Raw genomic sequence first — 24,493 nt, forward strand, 5'->3', positions numbered from 1 at the left:
TTTATTATGCAGCAAGTATGTAGTTCTTTCCCTCTACATAGCCTTGCTCATTAAGAAAGGCTCGTATTTCATCTCTAGCGCCTCTATTAGAAACGTAAGAAACAATGAAGCATTTATCAGGTGTTGGAATGTTACTAAAATGAAGAATACCAGGTTGTTTCTTTACATCTATGTAATCAGAAATGACGATTCCTTCAGATAGTAAAAGGTCACTTCTTCTTCTAGATAACCTTCCGGCACCCCAAACAATTATTTCGGGATGATGAACATTATTTTTCTTCAACCATTTTGCTAAATATTTCGCCTTAATACTGAAAAAAGCGTCTGGTCTGTAAATAGGATTGGTACGAGTAAGCCTAGTATCACTATCCCTCCATTCAAGTACTAAATGATCTACTTTCTCCATTAACACACTATTTTCTTGAAAACGAAGAAATAGTTCGTAATCTTCAGGAAAAGAGCCATTTGAGTATATTCCGTATTTTGTGAATACCTCTTTTCTAAACATTATTGAAGGGTTTGCCAATGGAAATTCAACGAATTGATTTAGCGAAATGTCCTTTTCGGATTGAATGGTGTTGAGCCAAGAAACATAATACTTGAATCCTTCATTTTTAGCATCTCCTTTATATGATATCAGTCCTGAAACAACATCGAGGTGTGGCCGTGACTTGAATTTGTTCAACTGATGCTCCAATCGACTCGAATATGAAATATCATCTGCATCCATCCTCGCGATAAACTCTCCTTTGCATTGTTCTATGCCTGCATTTGCAGCATAAACAACTCCTCTTTTAGGTTCTTGAATAAGCCTCACATTGGCATGAGAGCAGTATGCTTGGGCTACTGTAAGAGAATCATCCGTTGATTCATTATCAATCAAAATCAATTCAAAATCCCTAAATGTTTGATTGAGTATGCTTTGAATAGCTGCTTCTAAAAATGAAGCATTGTAAAAAGGAAGAATGACAGAAACTAATGGATTAGCCTCCTCCATTTTCTTCTTCGCTCTCTTCTTCAGTTGTTGCTTCCTCTGGAGCAGGGGCCTCCTCAGGGGTTTCTTCAACAGGAGGCATTTCGGGCTTCTTTTTCTTTTTGAAAAGGCGTTTGAAAAATGGCTCTTTTGTAGTTTGTAAAGAATCTGGAAGAACCTGTCCTCCTAATGTATCTAAGGGTGCTGGCTGAGGTTTAGGACGGTTATCAATGAATAAATACGAATAGTATTTATTGTAATACTCTTGTTCTACATTGAAATTATCGCTGGGATCATATCCATAAAGATATTTGGTTTCTTCTTTAGCAGCTACAGGCTGGGTAGCTAAGGAATCTGAAGATAAAGAATCCATAGCGACAGATAAAGAATCTACACCAAGGGAGTCTGCAAAGTCGGACGCCACAAAGTCATTGGAGACAGGTTCCGGTCCTAGAACATTCTCCATTGGGGCGGTACGCATCTGATATTTTTTAATTGGATACGGTGTGTTTTTAATAATTCCATACTTCGTTCGCTTTTGAACTCTCCATGGAACCACTTTCTCTCCTGCATAGGCATAATAATCAGTCTTTGGTTGCTCTACTAATCCTTGTGCTACGGTAACGCCTAATGTATCTTCTACTGATGGACTCTCTCCTCTTTGCTTAGCTAAAAATTGAGTTCGCGTATTTTCGTCTAACTGCCAGACGTATGAGAAATATGCATTTCTTGTGGAATCATCAAGTATGTAGGTACTCTGAAAGGCAGGACATATCACTCTGTCTTGACAAGACATTAGTGAGGCATAACACAAAACGACGAACAGTCTCTTCATAGAGATGATTGTGACAAGCAGGGATTTGGATCAAAAATAGGTGTAATTTCTCATATCATGGTAAATGAACGACGAAATTGAACTTTTAGTAGATTTATCTGGATGAAAGATTGTTAAACACATGATCATACATCTGATCAATCCACATTTCGTACATTTTACCTGAAGGATGTAGCCCGTCAGAAGCGATCAATGATGGATCATCTTTGGCTTTTCGTGACCCAACAGTTATGTTAATATATTTCACATCTCTTAGTGTAGTGATCTTTTCAGCTATCGCATTGAAGCTATCTAATTCACGAGAAATTTTTTCGGCATCAAGCAATTTCTTTTTTGCAAATGGTGTCACTCCATAATCTGGAATTGAAATCACAAAAACATTATGTGGATTACCTCCAGCTAACTTAATTGCCTGATCCAATAGATCTTTAAACTCTCTTTCATACTCATCAGCAGGATATCCTCTGTATTGATTATTGACTCCAATAAGTAAGGAGACGATATCATAGGTACCTTCAACATCAGCTTTCACGATTCCTGATTTAAGCTCATCGGTTGTCCAGCCTGTTGTTGCGACAATTACAGGATCGATTTTGATAGAGTCTTTCCTTAATCGTTTAGCTAACTGAACTGGCCAGCGCTCATCTACATTTACGGCTTCTCCAATTGTGTAAGAGTCACCCAAAGCCAAATGGATGAATCCTTCATTTGTCATAGGATCTGATTTTTTCGTAGCGCAAGAAGCTAAAATATATAGGGTAAAAATGAATAAAAAACGCATGATTAGGGATTTCATGCAAGGTACTTATTTTATGAGAATCAATCCAAAGCTATAGGTGCACTTAAGCAGTTATCAGGAATATTGAATGCATCAACTAAAGCAACAGCATCTTGCCTTACTTCCCAACATAGCTGATTGATCATCTTTCTAATGGCCTTTGTTTTGGTGCCAGACATGTAATCATGCTCGAGGTACCATCCTTTATTTTTTTCTATCTGACTCAATGCAAAAAGCTGACAAAGTCTATTCAATGTGTTTTTGCAATCTTCATCAGAAGTTTGATCAACCTGTTCTATGAATTTTTCGAGTATAAGTCGCTCAACGTACGCATATCCAACATTAACCATATGAAATTGTGTTTGATTGAATGCATCAAATGAGTCCATCCCCAAGTCCAGATGCTTTTTAAAGCGTTTAGCAGCCGAAGTTAATATGTCTTTTTCTCGATACTCAAAAGCACTCAGGTGAAAATCCGAATCAAGTAAATGCTCAGCGTCCGTATTTCTTACAATGATTGGATTCATTTCTGTAATCCCAGTTTTAGCTTTTTCTGCTACATAATTAAGCATCCCAAAGAAATTGATGTAACTGAATTCTTTTTTGAACTCAGACAACCTTCCTTTGGCAACTAACTGCATCAATACTGTATTGTCACCTTCGAATGTGGTATACACATCTGTATCGTTCTTCAAACGATCAATTCGATTCTCAGAAAGATATCCTTTTCCGCCACAAGCTTCTCTGCATTCCTGAAGTGTATGTGTCGTGTTCCAGGTTGACCAGGCTTTTAATCCTGCAGCCATTGCTTCGATCTCTTGCATTTCTTCTTCCTTCCGATTGAGAAATCGATTGGTCACATATTGCAAAGCAAAATGGGAAGCATAGCTGTTTGCGAGTAAGGGCATTAATCTCCTTTGATGGGATCGATAGTTCAATACAGGTACTTCGCTTCCATTTTCAGGGCCAAATTGTCTCCGTCTATCTCCATGTTTAATTGCAATTGTCAATCCGGATTTTGAAGCACTTAGCCCCGAACGTGGAATCCCTATTCTACCCCCTACCAATGTCCCCAGCATTGTAAAAAAACGACGATTATCACTGGCTATCGGGCTTTGAAATTGTCCATCTTCATCTATGCTGGCATATCTATCTAGCATACTATCATATGGTATTTCGACTTGATCAAACCATATCCGTCCATTATCTACTCCATTCAAGCCCATCTTTCTTCCACAATCTTCAATTTTCACTCCTTCTACGAATTTGGATGATTCCTCTCTCAATGGCACAATGAATGCATTCACTCCATAGTCAGTCCCATCAATGATTAACTTTGCAAAAACGGTAGCCATCTGACCATGTAGTGCCGCGTTTCCTATATACTCTTTGCCTGCCTTATGATTAGGTGTATGAATAGTGAAAGACCTCTTTTCATGATGGTAAGTAGCTGTGGTCTCAAGTCCTTTTACATTCGACCCGTGTCCTGTTTCTGTCATTGCAAAACAGCCAGGCAGAGCCATAGAACCAATAGCTTTTAAGTACTTTTTATGATGTTTCTTCGTACCAAGAAAAAACACACTCATCCCCCATAGTCCAAATTGTACACCGAATTTAATTACCGTGCTTAAATCATGATATGAAAGTGTTTCCATGATAGCAAAGTATTTTTTCATATTACCTTCTCCTCCAAATTCTTCAGGAAAAGCCATTGATCCAAAACCTTGATCTGCTAAAAGCTTGCACCAAGTGAATACTTTTTCACGGTATGTAGGGAGATCATTCGTTTCCAGATAATTAAAAGTTGGATCTGCCAGAACTTTCTTTACCCGCTCAATGATCTCATGATTATCTCCATCTAAAATATGAGTCATTTTATCGACTTCAAAAGACGGGTTTGTTTTCAGACCTTCAATTAAGGTCTTCGGTTTCTTCGATTGAAGATGGTAAGATGATTCATCAGATACAATCCCCAGTATTTCTTCAATCTCTTTCAATGAATTCTTAAGTTCAGAACTTATATCTGTACCTTTTAATTTCGAAAGCTTAATGCCAATATCAACTAAGCTATCATTTAATTCGAGTTCTAATTCATTGATTTTCTGTTTCCAGGTCTTAAGTTCTTTAGGACTTGGAGGATTCATTGGATTCAGAAATGATCTGAGAAAGACATTTTCTTTTTCTGAAAGCCAAACCTGCTTTTTGATATAAGAATCAATTGACGAAATCTCAGAAGGAAGAAGAATAGCATCAGCCCACGCCATATAAAAAAGTGGAAAGAAACTATACAAAGAAGGGTTGTCTTGGAGTAATGGAGAGTTTATAGATTCCGTCATGGTTTTATTTATCTGTTCAATTTAGTTACTACTTAAACATAGTATGGTTTCAAAGTCGCTTAGGAATCATAAGACGTCCCTCAACTCTTCATGTTTACTAAAGACAGATCTGGCAAATGGGCAAAGAGGCACAATACTAATTCCTTTTTTTCTTGCATCTTCAACTGCTTTTATCACTAGTTTCTCTCCCATTCCTGAACCACGATATTCATCACTCACGTCTGTGTGATCTATAATGATCCTATCTGTTCCGGCTACAGAGTAGGTCATTTCAGCCACTCTTTTACCATCAATTTCTACATAGTATGACCCTTTTGTATCGGATTCTTGATTTTTCACTTCGTAACTCATGACAGAAAGATAGTGAGTGATTTCATCTGTATGTAAAAACTTTACAATTTTATCCCTCAAATAAGGCTCTAGAATATTATTACCTGTCGTTAATCCTAAATGTTTGAAATTGCGTTTGTTATGATAAACACGTAATACCTTACCTACTATCAGCTTGAATCTATCTATCAAATCCAACTATATAAAGTCACTTATACGTCAGTTTATATTTTGGACTCCTGCTATTGTATTCTGGACACTCATGAGAGAGTTTGGGCAAGAGATCATTCGTCCTGGAGGACTTGAACCACTCACCTTTACTCAACAAATCAGGTTTCATTTGGCCCTGGGGTTAATGGCTGGACTTATTTTTGGATCGCTTCAGTTTTTTTTTGAAAAATATATTTACAAAAGAGTCTCCTTTGGCAAGACAATAATTATTGGTTCCGTTAGCTCGTTGATTTCCATTTTCTTGTTAGTCACATTTGGATTTAGGGCCTTTTCAAAGATTACCCAAATTGATTTTGATTGGGAGCTTTATCAAGAGTTTGTTTTTTCTAGGCAGATGATACTTTTGATTGTTTACATTTTTATCGTTGGGTTCCTCATTGATTTTTTTAAGGAAGTTGATAAAAAGTTTGGTCCAGGTAATTTGTGGAAGATGCTAAGAGGTGAATTTTACCACCCAAAAGAGGAGCACAGAATATTCATGTTTTTGGATTTAAAGAGCTCAACTACCATTGCAGAACAGCTTGGCCATCATAAATACAGCCGATTGATCCAAAGTTGCTTTTATGATGTTTCTGATCTTGTCATAGAGCACAAAGCGCATATCTATCAATATGTAGGTGATGAGATCGTGTTGAGTTGGTCTATTGAAGAAGGCTTAAAAGATCTAAACTGCATTCGGTTTTACTTCAAATATCGAGACTTACTTGAGAGCAAAAGAAACTATTATGAGTCCAAATTTGGGGTAGTACCTCAATTCAAAGCAGGCCTTGAAATGGGTCGAGTAATGGTAGCTGAAGTCGGAGAAATAAAAAGAGAAATTGCCTACCACGGAGATGTGTTAAATACCGCTGCAAGAATTCAGGCTTGTTGCAATGAATTCAATAGAAAAGTATTAATCTCTGAAAATTTAGAAAACGCCTTAAGCGAAATCACAGATAGTGAGTACGAACTGATGGGGGATATTCAACTGAAGGGCAAAAGCAAAAACCTTAAGATTTATGCCGTCAGTGATCTATCTATGGCATAAGACTTAAGTCAGCTAAGCTTACCTAACTCTTCTTTGACTTTTAAGGTGAGTTTCTCTACAATCAAATCATAACTATGATTGATCAAGGATTTCATTAGGTCGTCGGGCACACTACCATCCGTATCTACAGAGTTCCATTGCTTCTTATTCATGTGATAGCCCGGCCTTATTGATCCATCGTATTTTTCCCTTAGCTCTATAGCGTACTCAGGATCGCACTTCAAGTTGATGAAATCAAATATATCAATGCCGGTAATCGCATAAACCTTCCCCATCACTTTGAATACAAGCGTATCAGGGCCAAAGGGAGTCTCTTCGGTAGTTCCTGGCTTTGTTAAGCAGTAATCTCTGAATTCTTCGATGTTCATGATATGAAGTTAATGATTTTATGTAGAGCGGTATTTGATGATCTACCATTTTATTAAAATAATTATAATCAATTATTTTTAGACTAATCTAAATTTTTGATATGTTAAGCCTAATATTTAGTTTTGCATAATCACATCATTAAAGTGGTGATATGAAGTATCTACTATTTTCTTTTCTGTTCACCCCAACTTTTCTCATAGGACAGCATTCTATTTCAGGAAAAATAACTTCAGATGATGAAGGGTTTCCGGGAGCAACTGTCAGATTACTAAACACAGAATACGGAACAATCACATTGGTTGATGGTAGCTTTAAAATAACAGATATACCTAGTGGAGATTATCAATTAGAGGTACGTTCAGTAGGTTTTAAAATTTCAAAAAGATCAATCACAGTTCCCACATCTGAGAATATCAACATAGAACTTGAAGAAAGCACGTTAGCCATGGATGAAGTAATCGTTACGGGAACTATGAACCCCACGTTTGTTTCACAATCTCCTGTAAAGGTCGAAGTAGTGACAGCCAAACACTTAAGCACCTATATTCCAACTGCTGCTACAAGTATTGTTGAAGGTATCTCCCTCGTTAACGGCGTACAGGAAGTGACTGCATGTGGTGTTTGCTTTACAAATAGCATCTCAATCAATGGCTTGCCTGGTCCATACACGGCCATTCTGATGGATGGCTCTCCTATTTATGGTAATCTGGCTTCAGTCTATGGATTGAATGGAATTCCCAGCATGATTATCGACCGATTTGAAGTAATTAAAGGACCTAGTTCTACCTTGTATGGATCAGAGGCCGTTGCTGGTGTAATCAACATCATTACCAAAGATCCTTCTTCTCAGCCAAGGTTCTCCGCAGATGCCATGGGCACCTCTCATGGTGAGTCCTTTGGGAATTTTTCTTTGGCGCCCATGATTGGAAAATCTTCCGGTTACATTGGATTGAATTATGCCTATATAAACGATTTTGATGATGAAAATGAAGATGGGTTTGGGGATAATATCAACTTGGACCGTATTTCTTTGTTCACCAAGTGGAACATCAATCGAGCTTCCGGAAAACGGTTTACCATTTCTGGGAAGTACTATTATGAAGACCGAAGAAACGGTGTGGAAGATTTCTTAAAAGATCGCAATTATCGAACCCTCCGTGGAAGTGATGAAATTTACGGAGAAAGTATCTACACCAATCGCTTTGAGCTTTTTGGAACTTACGAATTGGCGTTATCAGAAAATATTAAAATTGACTATTCATTCAGTACACATGATCAGGATAGCTACTATGGTGCCGATTACTACAAAGCTTCACAGGATATCGCTTTCACCAATTTCATCTGGAATAAGCCACTGAGTAATCATGATTTGACAACTGGTATCACCTCTCGCTATCAAAGCTATGATGACAATACTGTGGCGACAGAGAATAATGGCACTAACCAACCTGATGATCAATACATACCTGGCTTGTTTGTTCAAGATGAGTGGGAGATCTCTAAAAAATTCACAGCCTTATCTGGAGTTAGGCTAGATCATTACTCCGATCATGGAGTGATTGCTGCACCGAGGCTAAACTTGAAATTTAAGCCAAGTGAATGGACTACACTTCGATCCAACTTTGGAACAGGATTCCGAATTGTCAATCTTTTTACTGAAGATCATGCCTTTGTGACTGGTCAACGAGAAGTCATTATTGAAGAAGAGCTACAACCAGAAGAATCCTACAACTTCTCTCTCAATGCGAATCATGTGTACACCATAGGAGCTAGTCAGGGCATGATAGACGTGGACGCATTTTATACGTATTTCACCAATAAAATTACTCCTGATTATGAAACGGAAGGCCAAATCACTTATTCAAATACGGATGGTTTTGCTATCAGTAGAGGAATCGGAATTAACATCCAACAGGAAATGTCATTTCCTCTAGCGTTCAATATTGGATTGAATCTACAAGAGGTTACTGAAACAGAGAATGACGAAACCAAGGATATTGAGTTTGCACCGCAATGGACAGGTATTTTAACTGCAAACTATACTATCAAGTCTGCAAAGATGACACTAGGATATACAGCTCGTTTGACTGGGCCCATGGCACTTCCTGTAGTATTTGATTTAGATGAAAATAGCAATCCAATGCTTTCATCAAGACCCACTTCTTCTCCTACATTTGGTATTCACAACCTTCAGGTTTCAAAGAATTTGAATAAGGGGTGGTCTATATACGGAGGCTTGCAGAATATATTTGATTATAAGCAACCATGGTCTCCAGTTGTTGGGACCAATGATCCAAATGCTAATTTTGGGTTTAGCGATAGCTTCGATACAGCGTATGCCTATGCCCCCATACACGGAAGGGAATTTTACTTAGGAATTAGTTGGAATCTTGCAAGAAATTAGAATCCAATTGCTGCTCCGAAACCAATAAAAGAATCCGGTGATATATCTGAAAGTCCAAATCCTCCAGATATATCAAACTGAACTTTATCACTGCAGAGGTAAATCAATCCAGTATTGAATCGTTGATCTGATTCTCCATCGTAAAAGAAGCCATAAGGTTCAGCAAAGACTGTCCAACCTGGAGCAAAAGAATAGCCTAAAACGAGTGTATATAATGTTTGAGTACTTTCTTCAGGGAAAGTCATTCCAATATTGTATCCTAATGAGAGAGACTCAGTTAAAGAATTAGAAAAACTTAGACGCACTTCGGGAATACTTTGACTTGGCTTAAAGGCCTCATTCCCGTTAGCAAATGTTACCTGTCCTATAATACTAACTTGAGGAATTGCCCCTCGCTCTTCTATCAAATGAACTTTCGTTCCAAGAGTTATTGGTGACAATCCACTAACGTCAAAATCAGAAGCATCGTCCTTTACTTGTAGATAATTCTGTGTTATTCTAAACTCCAGACCATCCAACAATCCCACCCTAGCCAAAAAATTAGCGAAAGTAATGTTTGTTACATCTCCCACGCTTTCGTGAATAAAGCCGTACTCAATAAGAGCAGACCCTTTTGGAACCACGTTTGATGCTGCAGATTGTGTCGGTCGATCGGTCACTATTGGACCAGACTCTTGAGCTGATATACCTAAGACAGACAAAACAAATAGTAAAGTGAGGAGATGTTTCATTTTCCTAAAATATACCAAATTGATCATCTGGTATAATTGTTAGATGTTTTCTGAATAAAAGAATTAATATCTCTAAGCTCTGGAAATAGCTCTCACAATCATCACGATCACTGCTCCCAAAAACATCAGCATTGAGATCTTATTGATGGTATGCATTGCTTTCAGATTGAAGCTTTTTGGACGATTAGGGTCCTTCTTTCGAAAGAAGTAGGTCAAAACCTCACTGAAATCAAAGTAATTAACCTTCTCTTTATTTGAATTTTTATTATCCATATCCTTCTATTAAACCTGCAAAGGTAGGAAAGTGTTTATTTAGTAAATGCAAATGAGTTGCATAAACTATATTTGCGATATGTCAAAGGATAACCTAAAATCCATTTTAAAAAATCATAATCTTCGAATTACAGATTGCAGGCTGGATGTAGTGCAGTACTTTCTCGATGAGAAGAGTGCGCTTTCTCAAGGAAGCTTAGAAAATAAGTTCACTCAATACGACAGAGTGACTCTTTATCGCACATTGAATAGCTTTTTAGATTCAGGTATTCTTCATAAAATTCCTAATGCTACTGGAGTTGCCACCTATGGCCTCTGCCATGAAACATGTTCTCCGGAACATCATGATCATAATCATATCCATTTTAAATGCAATACCTGCGGTCAAATTGAATGTCTGGATGACAAGGAAGTTCCTAAGGTGACTGTTCCTATTGGATATCAGATAGGTGCCGTAAACATGATTGTAGATGGCGTTTGCGCTAAATGTGCGTAAACTATGAGGATCATTCTGCTTACTTTTTTTTATCTCATTGGAGTGTTTGCATTTGCACAAACAAATCCATGTACCAGAACTATAGAAGGTAAAATCTTAGATATAGACTCCAAGGAGCCTTTACCTTTTGCCACCATTAAAGTTTTAGATTCTTCAAAGGGTGCTGTTGCAGGTGAAAATGGGGATTTTATTATCGAAAATATATGTGATGATGAAGTGGATCTGGAAGTTCGTTTTCTAGGTTACAAGACTGTCGTACACCATCATGATTTTCATCATGCTGATCCGATCATTTATATGGCTGCAGATGAAACACTGCTAGAAAGTGTTGTTGTAGAAGAAAAGTTGAATGTCCATGACCTTAAAACACTCAGTTCTAAAGAAATTCAGTTAGATGTTCTTGATGCAGCTGGCCAATCAGCAGGAGAAATCTTTGCTCAAACCTCAGGTGTGAGTTTGCTTAAAACCGGCCAGAACATTTCCAAGCCTATCGTTCATGGCTTGCATTCCAATAGAGTTTTAATCATCAACAATGGTGTAAGACATGCCTATCAAGCTTGGGGAACGGAACATGGCCCTGAGATAGACCCTACGCAAGTTGATAGAATTCAACTGGTTAAAGGAGCATCTACTGTCAGGTATGGTTCTGAAGCACTCGGTGGAGTGATTCTATTTGATGCCCCATCCCCTACTTACAATACTAAACTGAGTGGTGAAGTAAATGGAGGTTTTCAAACCAATGGGCGTGCTTACAACGGAGAGTTAAGTCTGACACAAGGTTTTGAAAGAGCTGCTTGGCGAGCTTCTATCTCTGGAATAAGACAAGGTGATTTAAGTGCACCAAACTATCAGTTAACAAACACAGGGAAACGAGAGTTAGGATTCTCACTGGCGGGAAAATTCCATTTTCCAATCATAGACATAAACATTTACGCTAGTAGGTTTAATCAGGAGCTTGGAATACTAAGAGGTTCTGTAAATGGAAACTTTGAAGACTTACTATTTGCTTTTCAAGCCGAAATACCTAATGAGACTTTTCCTTTTTCATACGACATCAATAATCCAAAACAGGAGGTTAAACATGATCTGATACGCCTAAAAGCATCGCTTTTCTTAGGCAAGCAACAGTTTGATATTCAATATGCTTTTCAGAATAACCTAAGAAAAGAATTTGATGTAAGGCGCGGAAACTTAAATTCACAGCCATCAATTGATTTAAAACTTATCTCTCACTCGTTAGACATAGATTGGGATCATCCCAGCGAAGGTGTTTGGTCAGGCACATATGGAATCCAATTGTTCACACAAAACAATGACAACATTTTTGGAACAGGAACTACTCCTTTCATCCCCAATTACAACACTTATAATATAGGAATATTTGGGATTGAATCATATACCGTTGGAAATACGGTATATGAGGCAGGAATCCGATATGATTTCATGAACCAGGATGTAAGGGGAAGAGATCTTTTTCAAAACATTTTTAGAAACAATCAAAACTATCAAAACTTCAGTTTTACCATTGGAATGGTAAAACAGCTAAGCAAAATCATTTCTGTTAGAACAAATATTGGAACGGCCTGGAGACCACCAAATATTGGGGAACTCTATAGTTTTGGAAGACATCAAAACATACTTCAATATGGTATTTGGAGACATGAATTCACAAGTGCCAATGAAATTGAATTTGACCGTGTCTTAACTGAAGAAGATCGTTCCATTAAAAATGAGCAAGGCCTGAAATGGATTAGTTCTGTAGAATTAAGGACAGAATCATTCGATTTGGAGGTAACGCCATATGTCAATTACATCCGTAACTATTTCTTCTCAAGACCTTTCGGTTTAAGAGGTTCGAGAAGGGGGACATTACCCTATTTCATATTTGACCAAACAGATGCTTTCTATTCCGGAATTGATCTAGATATTAAGAAGTATTGGAGTGAATTTTTTCAAACAGGAATAAAGGCTTCTTATGTTTATGCTGAAGACCTAAATAATGATGGATCTTTTGTCGGCATCCCTCCTTTGAATGTGCAAATAGAATTCGTCAGGAAATACAGAAATTTCAGCTTTAAAATAAATCCTGAATGGACAGCAAGGCAATTCAATGAACCTCCTGTCATTACACCTGATCAAATTATCGATGCTCAAGAAATACCTTTTGAACAAGATGAAATATTTGATTTGGTGCAAGCTCCTAATGGTTTCTTTCTTTTGAATGGTAGTATTGAATACAAGAAGAAAAATTTGCAATTTGCTATAAGAGGTCAAAATCTTCTAAATACTTCCTACCGTAGGTATACGGATTTCCTCAGATACTATGCAGATGATCCGGGCATTAATTTGACCGCTCACATAAGTTATTCATTTTAGTTCTTACAACACTGTTGCATTTATAATATTCCTTATTATACTTGCAATAGTATTGCATTAATCAATTAACAAAATGAAGAATAGACTTAACAATCTAATGAGCGTAGCACTTTTAGGAAGTGTTGTTTTATTATCTAGCTGTAGTGATGATGACGCACCTGCAGCGGAGAATGAGGAAGAAGAAATCACATCTGTAACACTTACCTTCACACCTGATGGTGGTGGTACTCCTGTTGTAGCAACTTGGTTTGATATAGATGGAGAAGAAGGACCAATTGAAGCGGAACAGACAGAAATAAATTTGGCAGCTAATACTGCTTATGATCTTTCCATTGCGCTGCTAAATACTTTAACTGATGAGGTCGAAGAACAAAATGTTACGGCTGAAATTCAAGGAGAAGATGACGAACATATGTTCTTTTTCGGTTTTACATCTGATGTCTTCACTAGTCCGACTGGTGATGGAAATATAGGTGCTTCTAGTAGAAATGATGAAATGAATTATGGTGATGATGATGGGACTTTACCTCTGGGTTTGTTGACTTCTTGGGAAACAGGTGCTGCAGCTTCAGGCTCAACATTCACTGTTATTCTAAAACATCAACCACCACTTGAAGAAGGAGGTACCCCTCAGAAAACAGCTACATCCACTTCCCTAACAGGAGATTCAGATATTGATCTTGACTTTGTGTTGAATATCAACGAATAGTCTGACGATAACTATAACTATCTCTCAAGTATATTAGGTTAAAACTTACTTTAGGTAGTTAAATCAGAGACCACTTTGACAAATGTTGAAGTGGTTTTTTTATGTCTAGAATCTATATGCTCAATTTTAAGACTGTTATCTATTTTTCTTTTTGCAAGAACCGTAAGTGATTCACTTTATTCTAGTTGGCTACCTTTGTCCCATGTCGAAAATACCTCCTTGCCCCAACTGTAAATCGCCATACGCCTACCCTACTGATAATTTACTCATGTGTCCTGAGTGTGGTCATGAGTGGAATCCTGAGGAAGATGAGATTGAAGAAACGGTGATCAAGGATGCCAATGGAAATGTACTGAAGGATGGTGACTCTGTCGTGGTGGTGAAGGATTTACCAGTCAAGGGTGCCCCCAAGCCTGTCAAAGCTGGCACCAAAGTGAAAAATATTCGCCTCACAGATAGCGATCACAACATTGATTGTAAGATTGATGGATTTGGTTCTATGGCACTCAAGTCGGAATTTGTAAAGAAGGCATAACCTTCTAACTAATAGAAAAAATCATTAAATCATAAGTGAATCTTTCTTGATTTAATCAGCGTCCTACCTATTACTGAATCGGACAATACTTCTTAGAATACGAATAAACTTTCTTCGATTAATGTATTAACATCTCCAAAATCAGTATTTTTAAAGATGATTTGAGTATCTATTGAGTAACTCATAATATAAACCAGCCTAGTTATGAAGTCAATGTCAAAAAGGATTGTTCTATCAATCCTCCTCACCCTTATTTCTGGTTTTCTACTTATCTACTATTTACAGCCTTCATCAATCAATTCTCTTGCTGTAAAAAATGCTGAATTCAAAGAGTTAGATAAACGTACACGGATGGACCTGGCCATTCAACAAGAATTTGAGCGTACCAAGGATCCCGCACTTGGAATCGTGCCAAGGAACAGGTTGTATGAAGCATACGAACTGAAGCAACAAATGAAGTCGCAGCAAAGTGGTGAAATGCTATTAGATGCGATTCCAGGTGTATCGTGGAAAGAAAGAGGGCCAAATAACCTGGGAGGTCGTACCAGAACAATACTAGTTGATCCAAATGATGTCACTAATAATACCATTTGGGCTGCCAGTATATCTGGAGGGCTATGGAAGACGACTGACATTACCAAGGTTAATCCCAACTGGAGTTCTGTGAATGATTTCTTTGAAAACATGGCCATTACGACAATCGCATATGATCCAACAAGTACCACTACCATGTATTTTGGTACAGGCGAAGGATTTTTCAATGTAGATGCAGTGCAAGGAAATGGCATCTGGAAAAGTACTGATGGTGGTGACAACTGGACACAGCTGACCAGTACAATAACCACTAATTTCTCTACCTGTGCAGGTTCTGGTGATTGTAACTTTCTTTATGTCAACAAGATAGTTGTTACTTCTTCTGGTGCTGTATTAGCAGCAACAAGGGGCGGGAACTTTGCCATTCGAGGAGGCATCATGCGCTCTGATGATGGTGGCACTACCTGGACAAAAGTATTGACAGGACTGGCTGGTCAAAATCAATGGGCCTCCGATATTGAAATTGGAGCTGATGGAGACCTTTATGCTAGTTTCGGTATTTTTCAGAACAATAGTATCTGGAAATCTACAGATGATGGTGCGACATGGGGAGCCAGTGAAATCTATACTTCTGCTGCAGACGAGCAAAGAATTGAGCTAGCTACAGCGCCAAGTAACTCCGAGTATATCTATGCACTAGTTCAAGAAGATGATAATACAATCAAGAAAATCATGCGGTCTACTAATGGTGGCACCTCCTGGTCCACCTTATCTACTCCTGACTGGTGTGATCAAAACTGTGCCGCATTATCAAATGACTTCACGCGAAATCAAGCGTGGTATGATCTAACTCTTGCTGTAGATCCTAATGATGAAGATGTCGTTTATATCGGTGGAATTGATCTTCTCAGAACTACTGACGGAGGAACTACCTGGGTTCAAATGACCAACTGGAGTGGTCAGGACGACTATACTGCTGTACATGCCGATCAGCATGCAATCGTTTATCAACCTGGGAGCTCCGATGTAATCTATTTCGGCAATGATGGTGGAATTTATTCCACTCAGGATGGAAGTGCCACCACTCCAACTTTTACCAGAAAGGAATTTGGTTATAACACCTCACAATTCTATTCCATTGCTATGGAGCCAGCAGCCTTTAATCCTGGATTTATTGGTGGAACACAAGACAATGGGTCAGCCAAAGTAACCAACCTTGGGGTGGCTTCCATTGTGGAAGTGACCGGTGGTGATGGTGGTTTTGCACACATAGATCAGGATAATTCTAATTTTCAGTTTACTGCCTTTACAGGAGCAACTCTTTCCAGGTCGACAGATGGAGGGTTAACATTTGATTTGATCATGAATCAACCGAATGGTGCTTTCATTAATCCTTCTGACTATGAAGATGCAACTGATAATTATTACTGTGGGCAGACAGGTGGATACTATTACATCGCAAATGCTTCTTCTTTAACAGCGGTTAGTTCAGTAACCGGATTTGGTAGTGTTGAAGTCACATCAGTCACTGCATCTCAAAATACCGCGCAAAGAGTATTCTTTGGAACTAATAACGGTAGTATTCTTCAAATAGACAATGCAGCTTCTTCCCCTGCGGGTGGTGATATCTCTGGAGCAAGTTTTCCTACCGGATCTATTTCATGTGTCGCAGTAGAAGATGGCGATGATAATCATCTTCTCGTTACTTTTTCAAACTATGGAGTCACAAGCGTCTGGGAAACAACTGATGGTGGAACGAACTGGACTGCAGTAGAAGGAAATCTTCCTGACATGCCAGTGAGATGGGCACTATTTAATCCAAACAATAGTGATCAGGCCCTAATTGCTACAGAACTAGGTGTTTGGTCAACCGATGATCTCGATGGAACATCTACTATTTGGGAAGCTTCAAACAATGGACTGGCTAATGTAAGAACTGATATGTTGCAGATACGATCTTCTGATAACCTGGTAGTGGCCGCTACGCATGGCAGAGGCATCTTCACTTCAGATATTTTCACGGCTGAACATGCAGACTTTACTTCGGATAAAAACACTATCTATGCTGAAGCTAGCATCAATTTCACGGATGCTTCTTATAAAGCAGCTTCATGGGAGTGGGATTTTGGTGATGGTGGAGTCTCTACCGAAGAAAACCCATCACATACCTACAAGAGATCCGGGGTTTATGATGTAACGCTCACGATCAATGGTGGTGGGGACTCACAAACAAAGTCAGGGTTTATTCATGTACTGCCGAATGTAGCAGTTCCATTCACTGTTGCAGATGGAGGAGATTTTGAAACTAACGAAAACTACTTTGGATCTGATGACCTAGCCGGAGGAATCAATCTCTGGGAAAGAGGTACACCTGGAAATGCAATAACCACACTAAGTTCAGGCACAAATGGATGGAAAACTGCTCTTTCATTAGACATTACCGAAGCTGATTATTCATGTGCTCTGTTCTCTCCTAATTTCAATTTTACAGAGGCCGGCACTTATACCATGAGCTTTAGAAAAAGCATGGAAGTAGCTTTTGCCAATGCCCCTATTGGTGTTCAAGTTCAATATTCCACAGATAATGGTGAGAATTGGACACGATTAGGTGATGACACCAGCGGAACTAACTGGTATGAAAGAGGCCCTAATTCTATGTTCAGCATGGAAACAGATGTTATTTTCGATAGGTACGGTTTCTCGAATTTCTATACCGATCAAAATACCGAATACGATGTTTCATTTCTATCAGGAAATGGAACAGTAGCTTTTAGGTTTGTCTTATACGCAGCAGCTGGATACAGTGCAGCTGGATATCAAGTTGATGGCTTTATGGTAGATGATTTTGAGATTTCAGGGCCTACCAACGAAGCAAATATAAATGTCACAGAAAATGATCCGGGAACACATCTATCTTTTAATGGAACCACTGATTACACTACATTATCCAACCTTGCGATCAATGAATCATTCACTGCAGAAATATGGATATCTCCTTCTTCTACAGATGATGGACAAACTTTCTTAGCCAAACATGATGCTACTGGAAATGATATTTTTAAAATCGGATTTAATGCTGGAGGAATTGAAGTTGACCTGCGAGGAACTACAACTTTGGGTGGCACGAAAGAAACAGGCCTCCAACACATTGCCGTAACAGTGAATAAGCTTACTGTAACCACTTCACAAATCACTGTATATAAAGATGGAATCGAAGAATTTCAAAATACGATTACTGAAGTTTTGGGAGATCCAGATGGATTGGATTGGGTCATTGGACAAGATTGGGATGGAGTAGCTACGCCATCAGATTACTTTGGAGGTACAGTTGATGAACTTAGACTATGGAATACGGTACGTACAGAGAGTGAAATAAGAGAAAACAATTTCCTAATTCAAGATGGGTTAGATACCAATCTAGTGGGCTACTGGCAATTCAATGAAAATACAGGAACGTCAACTGAAAACATCATTACAAGCAACATTGGAACATTATCTGGGGCCACATGGGCCACTTCTTCAGCCCCTGTTGGCAAAGGGGATAGTTATTCAGCTACTATCAGTGGAGATGGAACAACTGCTCTTGGAACTGGCTTATCTATCGAATTTACCGGAGTATCAGGCTCGTTTGATGTTGTCGCTTTCGAAATCGATAATAGTCCTATCGGGATTTTGCCAGAAGATGAGAATACATTAGATGAAACTATTTATAATCCTTATTGGATTATTGAAACTTATGGAGCTGGAACGTTTACGAGCGCTAATCTCACCTATACCTATGGCGCAGGTGTTTTTACTGAAACCGATCCATCCAACGTATACCTGTTTAAACGATCAAGTAAGTCAAATGCTTCATGGAATACCATCATCGCCGCAAACTCAGCTAATCCTGGTACAGGAACAGCAACCTTCAACGGAATCACCTCATTTAGTCAGACAGCTTTAGGAACTGGCACCACTCCACTACCTGTGGACTTGATCTCGTTCTCGGCTCAGCGAGTAAATAGTTCAAATCTATTGAATTGGTCTACAGCATCAGAGATTAATAATGATCGTTTTGAGGTATTGCGTAGCAACGATGAAAAAGCCTGGGAAGTAATTGGAATAGTAAAATCCAAAGTTGAATCTGGAAATAGCAATGAGACACTCAACTATTCATTCATAGACAATGAGCCTTCCACAGCTGGGAATATGTATTACAGACTCAAACAAATTGATTTTGATGGTACGGTCGCATTGAGTCCAATAGAATACATCGAAATCACATATTCAGAAGATCTACTAGTAACAGCGTATCCAAATCCGGTAATTGATGATTTGGAAATCCAGCTTGATATACCTACTGCTGGAGATCTGGTAATTCAACTTACGAACTTGAATGGTCAGCTTGTTCTATCAAACAAAGAAACACTGATACGTGGACTAAACTTCTTTACGATGGACACCAATAATCTTCGATCTGGCATCTATATTTTGAACGTGAAGTCCAACAATGGTGATTATACAAGCAAGATTGTGAAGAGGTAATAATTTGATGTATTACTGAAATCAATCCCCTGGCTTCTTTGTAAAACGTACGCCAAACTTAAAAACCAGTGGTCTTGCATTTAGATCGTTATTTCGATAGTTAAAGTCATACAAAATCATCGAGATCATCTGAACGAAACCTATCTTAAACTCCCTTCCTACTCCAACCATATAGGCAGATTGCCACTGAGCAGGAGTTGGGTTTTCGGCACCAAAGAAAGAACGATTCACCTGTCTTTCTACTTCTGCCCATGCAAAGAATCCTTTAGGAATATCGTAACGAGTAAATAAACTATAACCATGACCATCTCCTGTTAAAAGAGAGGTAGAGTCTTCATTGTTAAACTGCTCTCTTAAAGTTATACCAACACCACCAAGCCATTTTTTATTTATCCAATAACCCAACTGAAGGTTAGAGTCTAGGATGAAAGGATCAGTGGATTGTACGGTAAGATTCCCTCCAAAATAGATACGATTCTTGAAAGGTGCATCTTCCAATGAGTTCCTCTTTGTCCCCTCCTCAGGATAGCGTGTGTCTGGCAGCTCACTGTATTTCTTCTTCAGCTTCTGAATATCAGCCTGAGCTTCTTGAAATTGCTCCGGGTCAATTTTCTTAAATAGCTCTTGCGCTTTTTCTGGTTTAACAAGATTAGGGTTTGGTTTAGATGGAATTGTAAGCCCTTCTTCTGGGGAGTTAAGTCCATCAGCTGGATTGGTCAATCCACTCATGGGGTCTTCTACTGTATTCAATTCTTCTGGAAGAAACTCTTTTGCTTCATTCTCTAACAATGCCGTTGATTTGGCTAAAGCAACACTATCTGCACCCTCGGTATTGATGGTTGGATTAAGTACTATTGGATTCAGTATTAGTTCTTTGTATTCTAAGGGGAAATTTGTTTCAGCTAAAATATCTTCTGCTATCTGAATTGAGTCTTCTTTGGAAATTACTTCAATACTCAATGAATCTCTTCGATAGCTTTCAATGCTATCATATTTCAGTTTATACAACTTTCGAGCTTCAGCTTGTTCCTTCAGTTTCTTTGCTTGAGCTCTTCGTTCTTTAGCTGTCTGCCTCGCTCCCTTAGTCTGATTGATAACCTTAGCATGTTTGCCCGTTGCTTTTCCATCAACTTTTACTTGTGCTTCGGATAGGAAACAGAAACAAAACAGACAACAGAAAATCATTGTGAAGCGCATGTACTCAAAATTAAAAGAAACCTTACTGATTAATTGCTTAACCCAGGAATATGTTACCTGCAATTAATAAACCTATACTTATCTATTGCCAGAGTGCGGAATAGTAAACATGAACGACTTTTGTTGCCAACAAATCACTTTATAATAGGTCTTCTTGAAAGAATAAAGTCGTCAACCCAAAGTTCTCTCGCTCCTCCTCCAGTTTGGTAATCCACCCACCCTATCAGGACCTCTTCGACAATTGGAAATGACCATAAACCATTGTTTTCATCCTTAGCACAACCTTCTCCGATTGACTTTACAGTCAAGTCCTCAATTAATTGATCGTTCAACCAAAACTTCATCAGGTTCTCTTTACCATTGAAATACCACTTGATGTTGAACCATTCTTTCTCCGGTAGTTTAGTTTGAGAGTGTTGCCAGCAATCTGTGCTGATACCATCAGTATCGTAGTTGGCCATAAAACGCCCGGCATGTTGTCCTCCATATCGTACCATTGCTGAAAATTCCTGACCAGAGACTTTACCGATGTTCTCAATCATGGTCCAGTGTATTCCATCAGGTGAGGCTTTGTTTACCCAGAAATTGACACTACCGTAATACTCATTTTCCTCTGACCTAAAAAATTGATTGACTGGAAGCTTCAAAAATCCTCTTTCAGAATATCCTTCTCCAGTAATAAAGTGTACAGAATTTGTTCCACTCACAGATCGAGTATCGTCTACAAATATCTTTCCTTCTCCCTCTTTCTGCCATGGACTTGCAGGAAAAGTACCTATTGAATAAGATTCGAAATCATCCCGATATATGACACCTATATCCTCTTTTTGCTTACATGACAAAGCAATAACAGCTAACAATAGATATGCCTGAGTTCTTATTTTCATTGCGTTGAAACGATCAGCTAATTGGACCTACAAACTAAACTTTAATTACATTGATTATCAGGGTTTTCTTCTCTGAGCTCAAAGCAAGTGTGATCCTAGAAAAAGAAATATCTGATGCCCTTCAATTTGGTAGATCCTATTAAACTTCCACTCCCTCCGGCTCTACCCATTTACCGTTTTCTTTGATTAGTTCAATAAGCTCATCGAGCGCATTTTCGGATGGAACACTTCGCTTCACAACTTCTTGCCCTTTGTACAAGGTGATCTTGCCTTTACCTGAACCTACATAGCCAAAGTCCGCATCTGCCATCTCTCCAGGTCCATTCACAATGCATCCCATAATTCCAATCTTCACGCCTTTGAGGTGATCGGTACGCTTACGAATCATCGCCGTAGTTTCTTGCAAATCAAACAGCGTTCTTCCGCATGATGGACATGAGATATATTCTGTTTTGGTGATGCGAGTTCGAGCTGCCTGAAGAATTCCAAAGGCCGTATTATTGTATAATTTTAGTTGGTCAACAGATGATGTCTTTTCAGGAGAAAGCATGATGCCATCTCCAACACCATCGATGTACAAAGCACCTGCGTCAGTAGAGGCGTAGATCATGAGTTCGTCTTCTGAAAGCTCTGAATAGGTTTGCCGTAAAACCACGGGAACATGAATATTTTGGTTCATGAGTTCAACAACGAATCTACGGATGCTTGCTGTGGCATGTGCTTGCTCAGAGTGCAGTATAAGCACTGTATTAGCACTTTTCTTAACAAAACCAAATATTATTTGGTCATAATCATTTGCATCTATCAGTATGAAGTTTAACTTATTATGAATATGATTAACTTCCTGCAAGTCAGATATTAATGGGAATCTATTTATTTGATCACTACCTGATTGCCAGGTTTTATAATCTATGACCTCTTTGAGTCCATTAGGTAGCATAAACTCAACAGGATTCGAACCAGTATAGATGTAGTCTGCCCCCAAATCATTCATGCCCCATTTGTCTAGTTCAGGTAGGTAAGAATGACCGATCGCCTTCAGATCTTTCACTTCCACCTTCTCCTTTTTAGAGAAATCCGCAATCACTCTTGGTACATTTTCATGTCCAAAGTTGAGCACTTCTTCCGTTTCTCTTCGGTGATATTCAAATGGGTTTACCGGATAATTTTCAATAGATTCAATTTTGGATTGGTTTGATTTTTTAAGCAATCTATCCACCATGATTTTCGCAACCGGAGCTTCCACTTCTGGCTCCTCCGTCAACGACACTCGAACAGTATCTCCCAATCCATCTTCCAACAAAGTGCCTATTCCTACAGCCGATTTAATCCGTCCATCTTCTGCCTCTCCTGCTTCGGTAACCCCAAGGTGAAGTGGGTATGGCTCCAACCCTTCCTCGTCTAGTTTATTTACCAACAGACGATATGCTTGGACCATGACTTGCGGGTTGCTACTCTTCATAGAAACCACCAGGTCTTTATAGTCCATTGCTTCGCAGATGCGAATAAACTCAAGCGCCGACTCAACCATGCCAAGGGGCGTATCTCCATACCTACTCATGATTCGATCTGAAAGCGAACCGTGATTCGTACCGATTCGAATAGTCGTATTATTCACTTTGCAGATTTCAACCAATGGAGAAAACTTATCCTCAATACGTCTAAGCTCATCTGCATAAGCTTGATCGGTATATTCAATTTGCTCGAATTTCTTTTTATCAGCGTAATTTCCAGGGTTCACTCGCACTTTTTCAACGATGGTTGCAGCTAGTTCAGCTGCATTGGGCGTGAAATGAATATCTGCTACCAAAGGCACATTACAGCCTCTCTTTCGAAGTTCATTCTTTATGTTTTCTAGATTTTGTGCCTCTTTGATACTGGGTGCAGTGATACGTACATATTCACATCCAGATTCAACCATTCTAAGAGTTTGTTCCACCGAACCCATAGTATCCATGGTATCTACAGTGGTCATCGATTGAACACGTATAGGATTGTCACCTCCTAATGGTACTTCTCCTATATAAACTTCTCTGGTCTTTCGTCGTGAATACTGAGTAAGACTGTTACAGTATTTCTGGATCATATATCTCCTAGTTGTGGTCTTAAAACAATGTCTTCTATTACAGTTCGTTCACTCAACCGATAAGTTGCATGGATGGTTTCAGCAATATCTTCAGGCTTCATAAATCTTTCATCAGGCAGTTCTACTCCATCCCAACTAGGGGTTTTGACGGCACCTGCCAATATAGAAGTCACTCGAATGCCGAATTCCTTAAGTTCTTCCCGTAATGCTTGGGACAGGCCATACAAGGCGAATTTTGAAATTGAATAAGAACCCCCATTAGGATAAGCCTTTAGACTAGCTACTGAGCACAAGTTGAAGATATGACCACTATTTCCTTGTTTCATTTGAGGAATGATAGCTCTGGACATATGATAAGCACTGTAGAGGTTGGTGTTGATCATCTTCTCTAAAGTTCCTTCTTCTTCTTCATGTACCAGACCAGGGATGAATACACCTGTGTTATTGATCAATATCTCTACCGTTTTTGTTGTCATTCGAACAAATTCTATAAATTCAACTACACCTTCCTTCTTTGAAAGATCTGCGGCAAACGTATGTATAAGCACATCATATTGCTCATGAATTTCTTTTCTCAATTTACTTAGGTCTCCTTCATTTCGGGCACATGTTGCAACAGGCCATCCTTCTGAAGCAAATCGATGCACCAATGCTTTACCTATTCCCTTCGTTCCTCCTGTTATTACGACCAATCTTTCTGAAATATTCATACTATTATTTTATTGAGTCAAAGTTTGTGTAGAATCTGATATCAAAATTCAATTTATCAATATTGGAAAATTGCCTGGAATTTTAACAACGATTTCATATTTAGCTTTCTGGTTATTCCTTAAGGTGTTATGTTTGACAAAGCTAACAA

19 protein-coding genes are annotated in these 24,493 nt (G+C 38.7%); 7 read left to right on the forward strand and 12 right to left on the reverse strand.

The window, feature by feature from the left end:
• Nucleotides 1–4: 4 nt before the first annotated feature.
• The 5 genes from ABJQ32_01770 to ABJQ32_01790 form a co-directional block, all read right to left on the reverse strand.
• Nucleotides 5–1,066 carry a glycosyltransferase gene (locus ABJQ32_01770; GenBank protein ID MEP5288345.1) on the reverse strand — a complete coding sequence of 354 codons (1,062 nt, stop codon included), beginning with the start codon at nucleotides 1,064–1,066 and terminating at the stop codon, nucleotides 5–7.
• Entirely contained in the window at nucleotides 984–1,808 is an 825-nt protein-coding gene (locus tag ABJQ32_01775) for a hypothetical protein (GenBank protein MEP5288346.1), read from the reverse strand. Before ABJQ32_01775 ends, ABJQ32_01770 begins: the two co-directional genes overlap by 83 nt.
• Nucleotides 1,809–1,902: 94 nt before the next feature.
• Nucleotides 1,903–2,523: an SGNH/GDSL hydrolase family protein gene (locus ABJQ32_01780; protein MEP5288347.1), complete on the reverse strand. Its 621-nt coding sequence runs from the start codon at nucleotides 2,521–2,523 to the stop codon at nucleotides 1,903–1,905.
• Nucleotides 2,524–2,627: 104 nt separating this feature from the next.
• Nucleotides 2,628–4,922: an acyl-CoA dehydrogenase gene (locus ABJQ32_01785; GenBank protein ID MEP5288348.1), complete on the reverse strand. Its 2,295-nt coding sequence runs from the start codon at nucleotides 4,920–4,922 to the stop codon at nucleotides 2,628–2,630.
• A 66-nt stretch (nucleotides 4,923–4,988) separates the two neighbouring features.
• Complete coding sequence (locus ABJQ32_01790; GenBank protein ID MEP5288349.1) at nucleotides 4,989–5,444, reverse strand: GNAT family N-acetyltransferase; 456 nt, start codon at nucleotides 5,442–5,444, stop codon at nucleotides 4,989–4,991.
• Between ABJQ32_01790 and ABJQ32_01795 the strand changes: the two genes are divergently transcribed.
• Nucleotides 5,428–6,510: an adenylate/guanylate cyclase domain-containing protein gene (locus ABJQ32_01795; GenBank protein ID MEP5288350.1), complete on the forward strand. Its 1,083-nt coding sequence runs from the start codon at nucleotides 5,428–5,430 to the stop codon at nucleotides 6,508–6,510. The genes ABJQ32_01790 and ABJQ32_01795 overlap by 17 nt on opposite strands.
• Nucleotides 6,511–6,518: 8 nt before the next feature.
• On the opposite strand, the gene ABJQ32_01800 is transcribed toward ABJQ32_01795, so the two are convergent.
• Nucleotides 6,519–6,878: an MmcQ/YjbR family DNA-binding protein gene (locus ABJQ32_01800; GenBank protein MEP5288351.1), complete on the reverse strand. Its 360-nt coding sequence runs from the start codon at nucleotides 6,876–6,878 to the stop codon at nucleotides 6,519–6,521.
• Between the two features lie 152 nt (nucleotides 6,879–7,030).
• Between ABJQ32_01800 and ABJQ32_01805 the strand changes: the two genes are divergently transcribed.
• Entirely contained in the window at nucleotides 7,031–9,283 is a 2,253-nt protein-coding gene (locus tag ABJQ32_01805; GenBank protein MEP5288352.1) for a TonB-dependent receptor, read from the forward strand.
• Here the strand turns inward: ABJQ32_01805 and ABJQ32_01810 are convergent.
• Both ABJQ32_01810 and ABJQ32_01815 read right to left on the reverse strand, forming a co-directional pair.
• Nucleotides 9,280–10,014, reverse strand: a complete 735-nt coding sequence (locus ABJQ32_01810) for a transporter (protein MEP5288353.1) — start codon at nucleotides 10,012–10,014, stop codon at nucleotides 9,280–9,282. The genes ABJQ32_01805 and ABJQ32_01810 overlap by 4 nt on opposite strands.
• Before the next feature lie 72 nt (nucleotides 10,015–10,086).
• The gene (locus ABJQ32_01815) at nucleotides 10,087–10,287 is read right to left on the reverse strand and encodes a DUF6728 family protein (GenBank protein MEP5288354.1); all 201 of its coding nucleotides are present in this window, start codon (nucleotides 10,285–10,287) and stop codon (nucleotides 10,087–10,089) included.
• Nucleotides 10,288–10,366: 79 nt separating this feature from the next.
• Between ABJQ32_01815 and ABJQ32_01820 the strand changes: the two genes are divergently transcribed.
• The 5 genes from ABJQ32_01820 (at nucleotide 10,367) to ABJQ32_01840 (ending at nucleotide 19,464) form a co-directional block, all read left to right on the forward strand.
• Nucleotides 10,367–10,783 carry a transcriptional repressor gene (locus ABJQ32_01820; GenBank protein MEP5288355.1) on the forward strand — a complete coding sequence of 139 codons (417 nt, stop codon included), beginning with the start codon at nucleotides 10,367–10,369 and terminating at the stop codon, nucleotides 10,781–10,783.
• Between the two features lie 3 nt (nucleotides 10,784–10,786).
• A complete protein-coding gene (locus ABJQ32_01825) occupies nucleotides 10,787–13,159 on the forward strand; it encodes a TonB-dependent receptor (protein ID MEP5288356.1) in 2,373 nt (790 codons plus the stop codon).
• A gap of 73 nt (nucleotides 13,160–13,232) precedes the next feature.
• Complete coding sequence (locus tag ABJQ32_01830) at nucleotides 13,233–13,868, forward strand: hypothetical protein (GenBank protein ID MEP5288357.1); 636 nt, start codon at nucleotides 13,233–13,235, stop codon at nucleotides 13,866–13,868.
• Between the two features lie 202 nt (nucleotides 13,869–14,070).
• On the forward strand, nucleotides 14,071–14,403 hold the full coding sequence (locus tag ABJQ32_01835) for a zinc ribbon domain-containing protein YjdM (protein MEP5288358.1): 333 nt from the start codon (nucleotides 14,071–14,073) through the stop codon (nucleotides 14,401–14,403).
• Nucleotides 14,404–14,616: 213 nt separating this feature from the next.
• Complete coding sequence (locus tag ABJQ32_01840; GenBank protein MEP5288359.1) at nucleotides 14,617–19,464, forward strand: LamG-like jellyroll fold domain-containing protein; 4,848 nt, start codon at nucleotides 14,617–14,619, stop codon at nucleotides 19,462–19,464.
• Between the two features lie 21 nt (nucleotides 19,465–19,485).
• On the opposite strand, the gene ABJQ32_01845 is transcribed toward ABJQ32_01840, so the two are convergent.
• The 4 genes from ABJQ32_01845 to ABJQ32_01860 form a co-directional block, all read right to left on the reverse strand.
• The gene (locus ABJQ32_01845; protein MEP5288360.1) at nucleotides 19,486–20,661 is read right to left on the reverse strand and encodes a hypothetical protein; all 1,176 of its coding nucleotides are present in this window, start codon (nucleotides 20,659–20,661) and stop codon (nucleotides 19,486–19,488) included.
• A gap of 134 nt (nucleotides 20,662–20,795) precedes the next feature.
• Nucleotides 20,796–21,548 (reverse strand): hypothetical protein, encoded by a 753-nt coding sequence (locus ABJQ32_01850; protein MEP5288361.1) that lies wholly within the window; start codon nucleotides 21,546–21,548, stop codon nucleotides 20,796–20,798.
• A 139-nt stretch (nucleotides 21,549–21,687) separates the two neighbouring features.
• Entirely contained in the window at nucleotides 21,688–23,634 is a 1,947-nt protein-coding gene (ispG, locus tag ABJQ32_01855; GenBank protein MEP5288362.1) for a (E)-4-hydroxy-3-methylbut-2-enyl-diphosphate synthase, read from the reverse strand.
• Nucleotides 23,631–24,344, reverse strand: coding sequence for an SDR family oxidoreductase (locus ABJQ32_01860; GenBank protein MEP5288363.1), 714 nt, complete (start codon nucleotides 24,342–24,344; stop codon nucleotides 23,631–23,633). Before ABJQ32_01860 ends, ispG begins: the two co-directional genes overlap by 4 nt.
• Nucleotides 24,345–24,493 lie beyond the last annotated feature (149 nt).

Origin of the sequence: Marinobacter alexandrii (assembly GCA_039984955.1) — a bacterium.
Taxonomy (GTDB): Bacteria; Bacteroidota; Bacteroidia; order Cytophagales; family Cyclobacteriaceae; genus Ekhidna.

Bases quoted from the DNA above. Each gene is read 5' to 3' on its own strand.
- ABJQ32_01775 (MEP5288346.1), bottom strand. From the start codon at position 1,808: ATGAAGAGACTGTTCGTCGTTTTGTGTTATGCCTCACTAATGTCTTGT.
- ABJQ32_01780 (MEP5288347.1), bottom strand. From the start codon at position 2,523: ATGACAAATGAAGGATTCATCCATTTGGCTTTGGGTGACTCTTACACA.
- ABJQ32_01785 (MEP5288348.1), bottom strand. From the start codon at position 4,922: ATGACGGAATCTATAAACTCTCCATTACTCCAAGACAACCCTTCTTTG.
- ABJQ32_01800 (MEP5288351.1), bottom strand. From the start codon at position 6,878: ATGAACATCGAAGAATTCAGAGATTACTGCTTAACAAAGCCAGGAACT.
- ABJQ32_01805 (MEP5288352.1), top strand. From the start codon at position 7,031: ATGAAGTATCTACTATTTTCTTTTCTGTTCACCCCAACTTTTCTCATA.
- ABJQ32_01810 (MEP5288353.1), bottom strand. From the start codon at position 10,014: ATGAAACATCTCCTCACTTTACTATTTGTTTTGTCTGTCTTAGGTATA.
- ABJQ32_01815 (MEP5288354.1), bottom strand. From the start codon at position 10,287: ATGGATAATAAAAATTCAAATAAAGAGAAGGTTAATTACTTTGATTTC.
- ABJQ32_01820 (MEP5288355.1), top strand. From the start codon at position 10,367: ATGTCAAAGGATAACCTAAAATCCATTTTAAAAAATCATAATCTTCGA.
- ABJQ32_01825 (MEP5288356.1), top strand. From the start codon at position 10,787: ATGAGGATCATTCTGCTTACTTTTTTTTATCTCATTGGAGTGTTTGCA.
- ABJQ32_01830 (MEP5288357.1), top strand. From the start codon at position 13,233: ATGAAGAATAGACTTAACAATCTAATGAGCGTAGCACTTTTAGGAAGT.
- ABJQ32_01835 (MEP5288358.1), top strand. From the start codon at position 14,071: ATGTCGAAAATACCTCCTTGCCCCAACTGTAAATCGCCATACGCCTAC.
- ABJQ32_01840 (MEP5288359.1), top strand. From the start codon at position 14,617: ATGTCAAAAAGGATTGTTCTATCAATCCTCCTCACCCTTATTTCTGGT.
- ABJQ32_01845 (MEP5288360.1), bottom strand. From the start codon at position 20,661: ATGCGCTTCACAATGATTTTCTGTTGTCTGTTTTGTTTCTGTTTCCTA.
- ABJQ32_01850 (MEP5288361.1), bottom strand. From the start codon at position 21,548: ATGAAAATAAGAACTCAGGCATATCTATTGTTAGCTGTTATTGCTTTG.
- ispG (MEP5288362.1), bottom strand. From the start codon at position 23,634: ATGATCCAGAAATACTGTAACAGTCTTACTCAGTATTCACGACGAAAG.
- ABJQ32_01860 (MEP5288363.1), bottom strand. From the start codon at position 24,344: ATGAATATTTCAGAAAGATTGGTCGTAATAACAGGAGGAACGAAGGGA.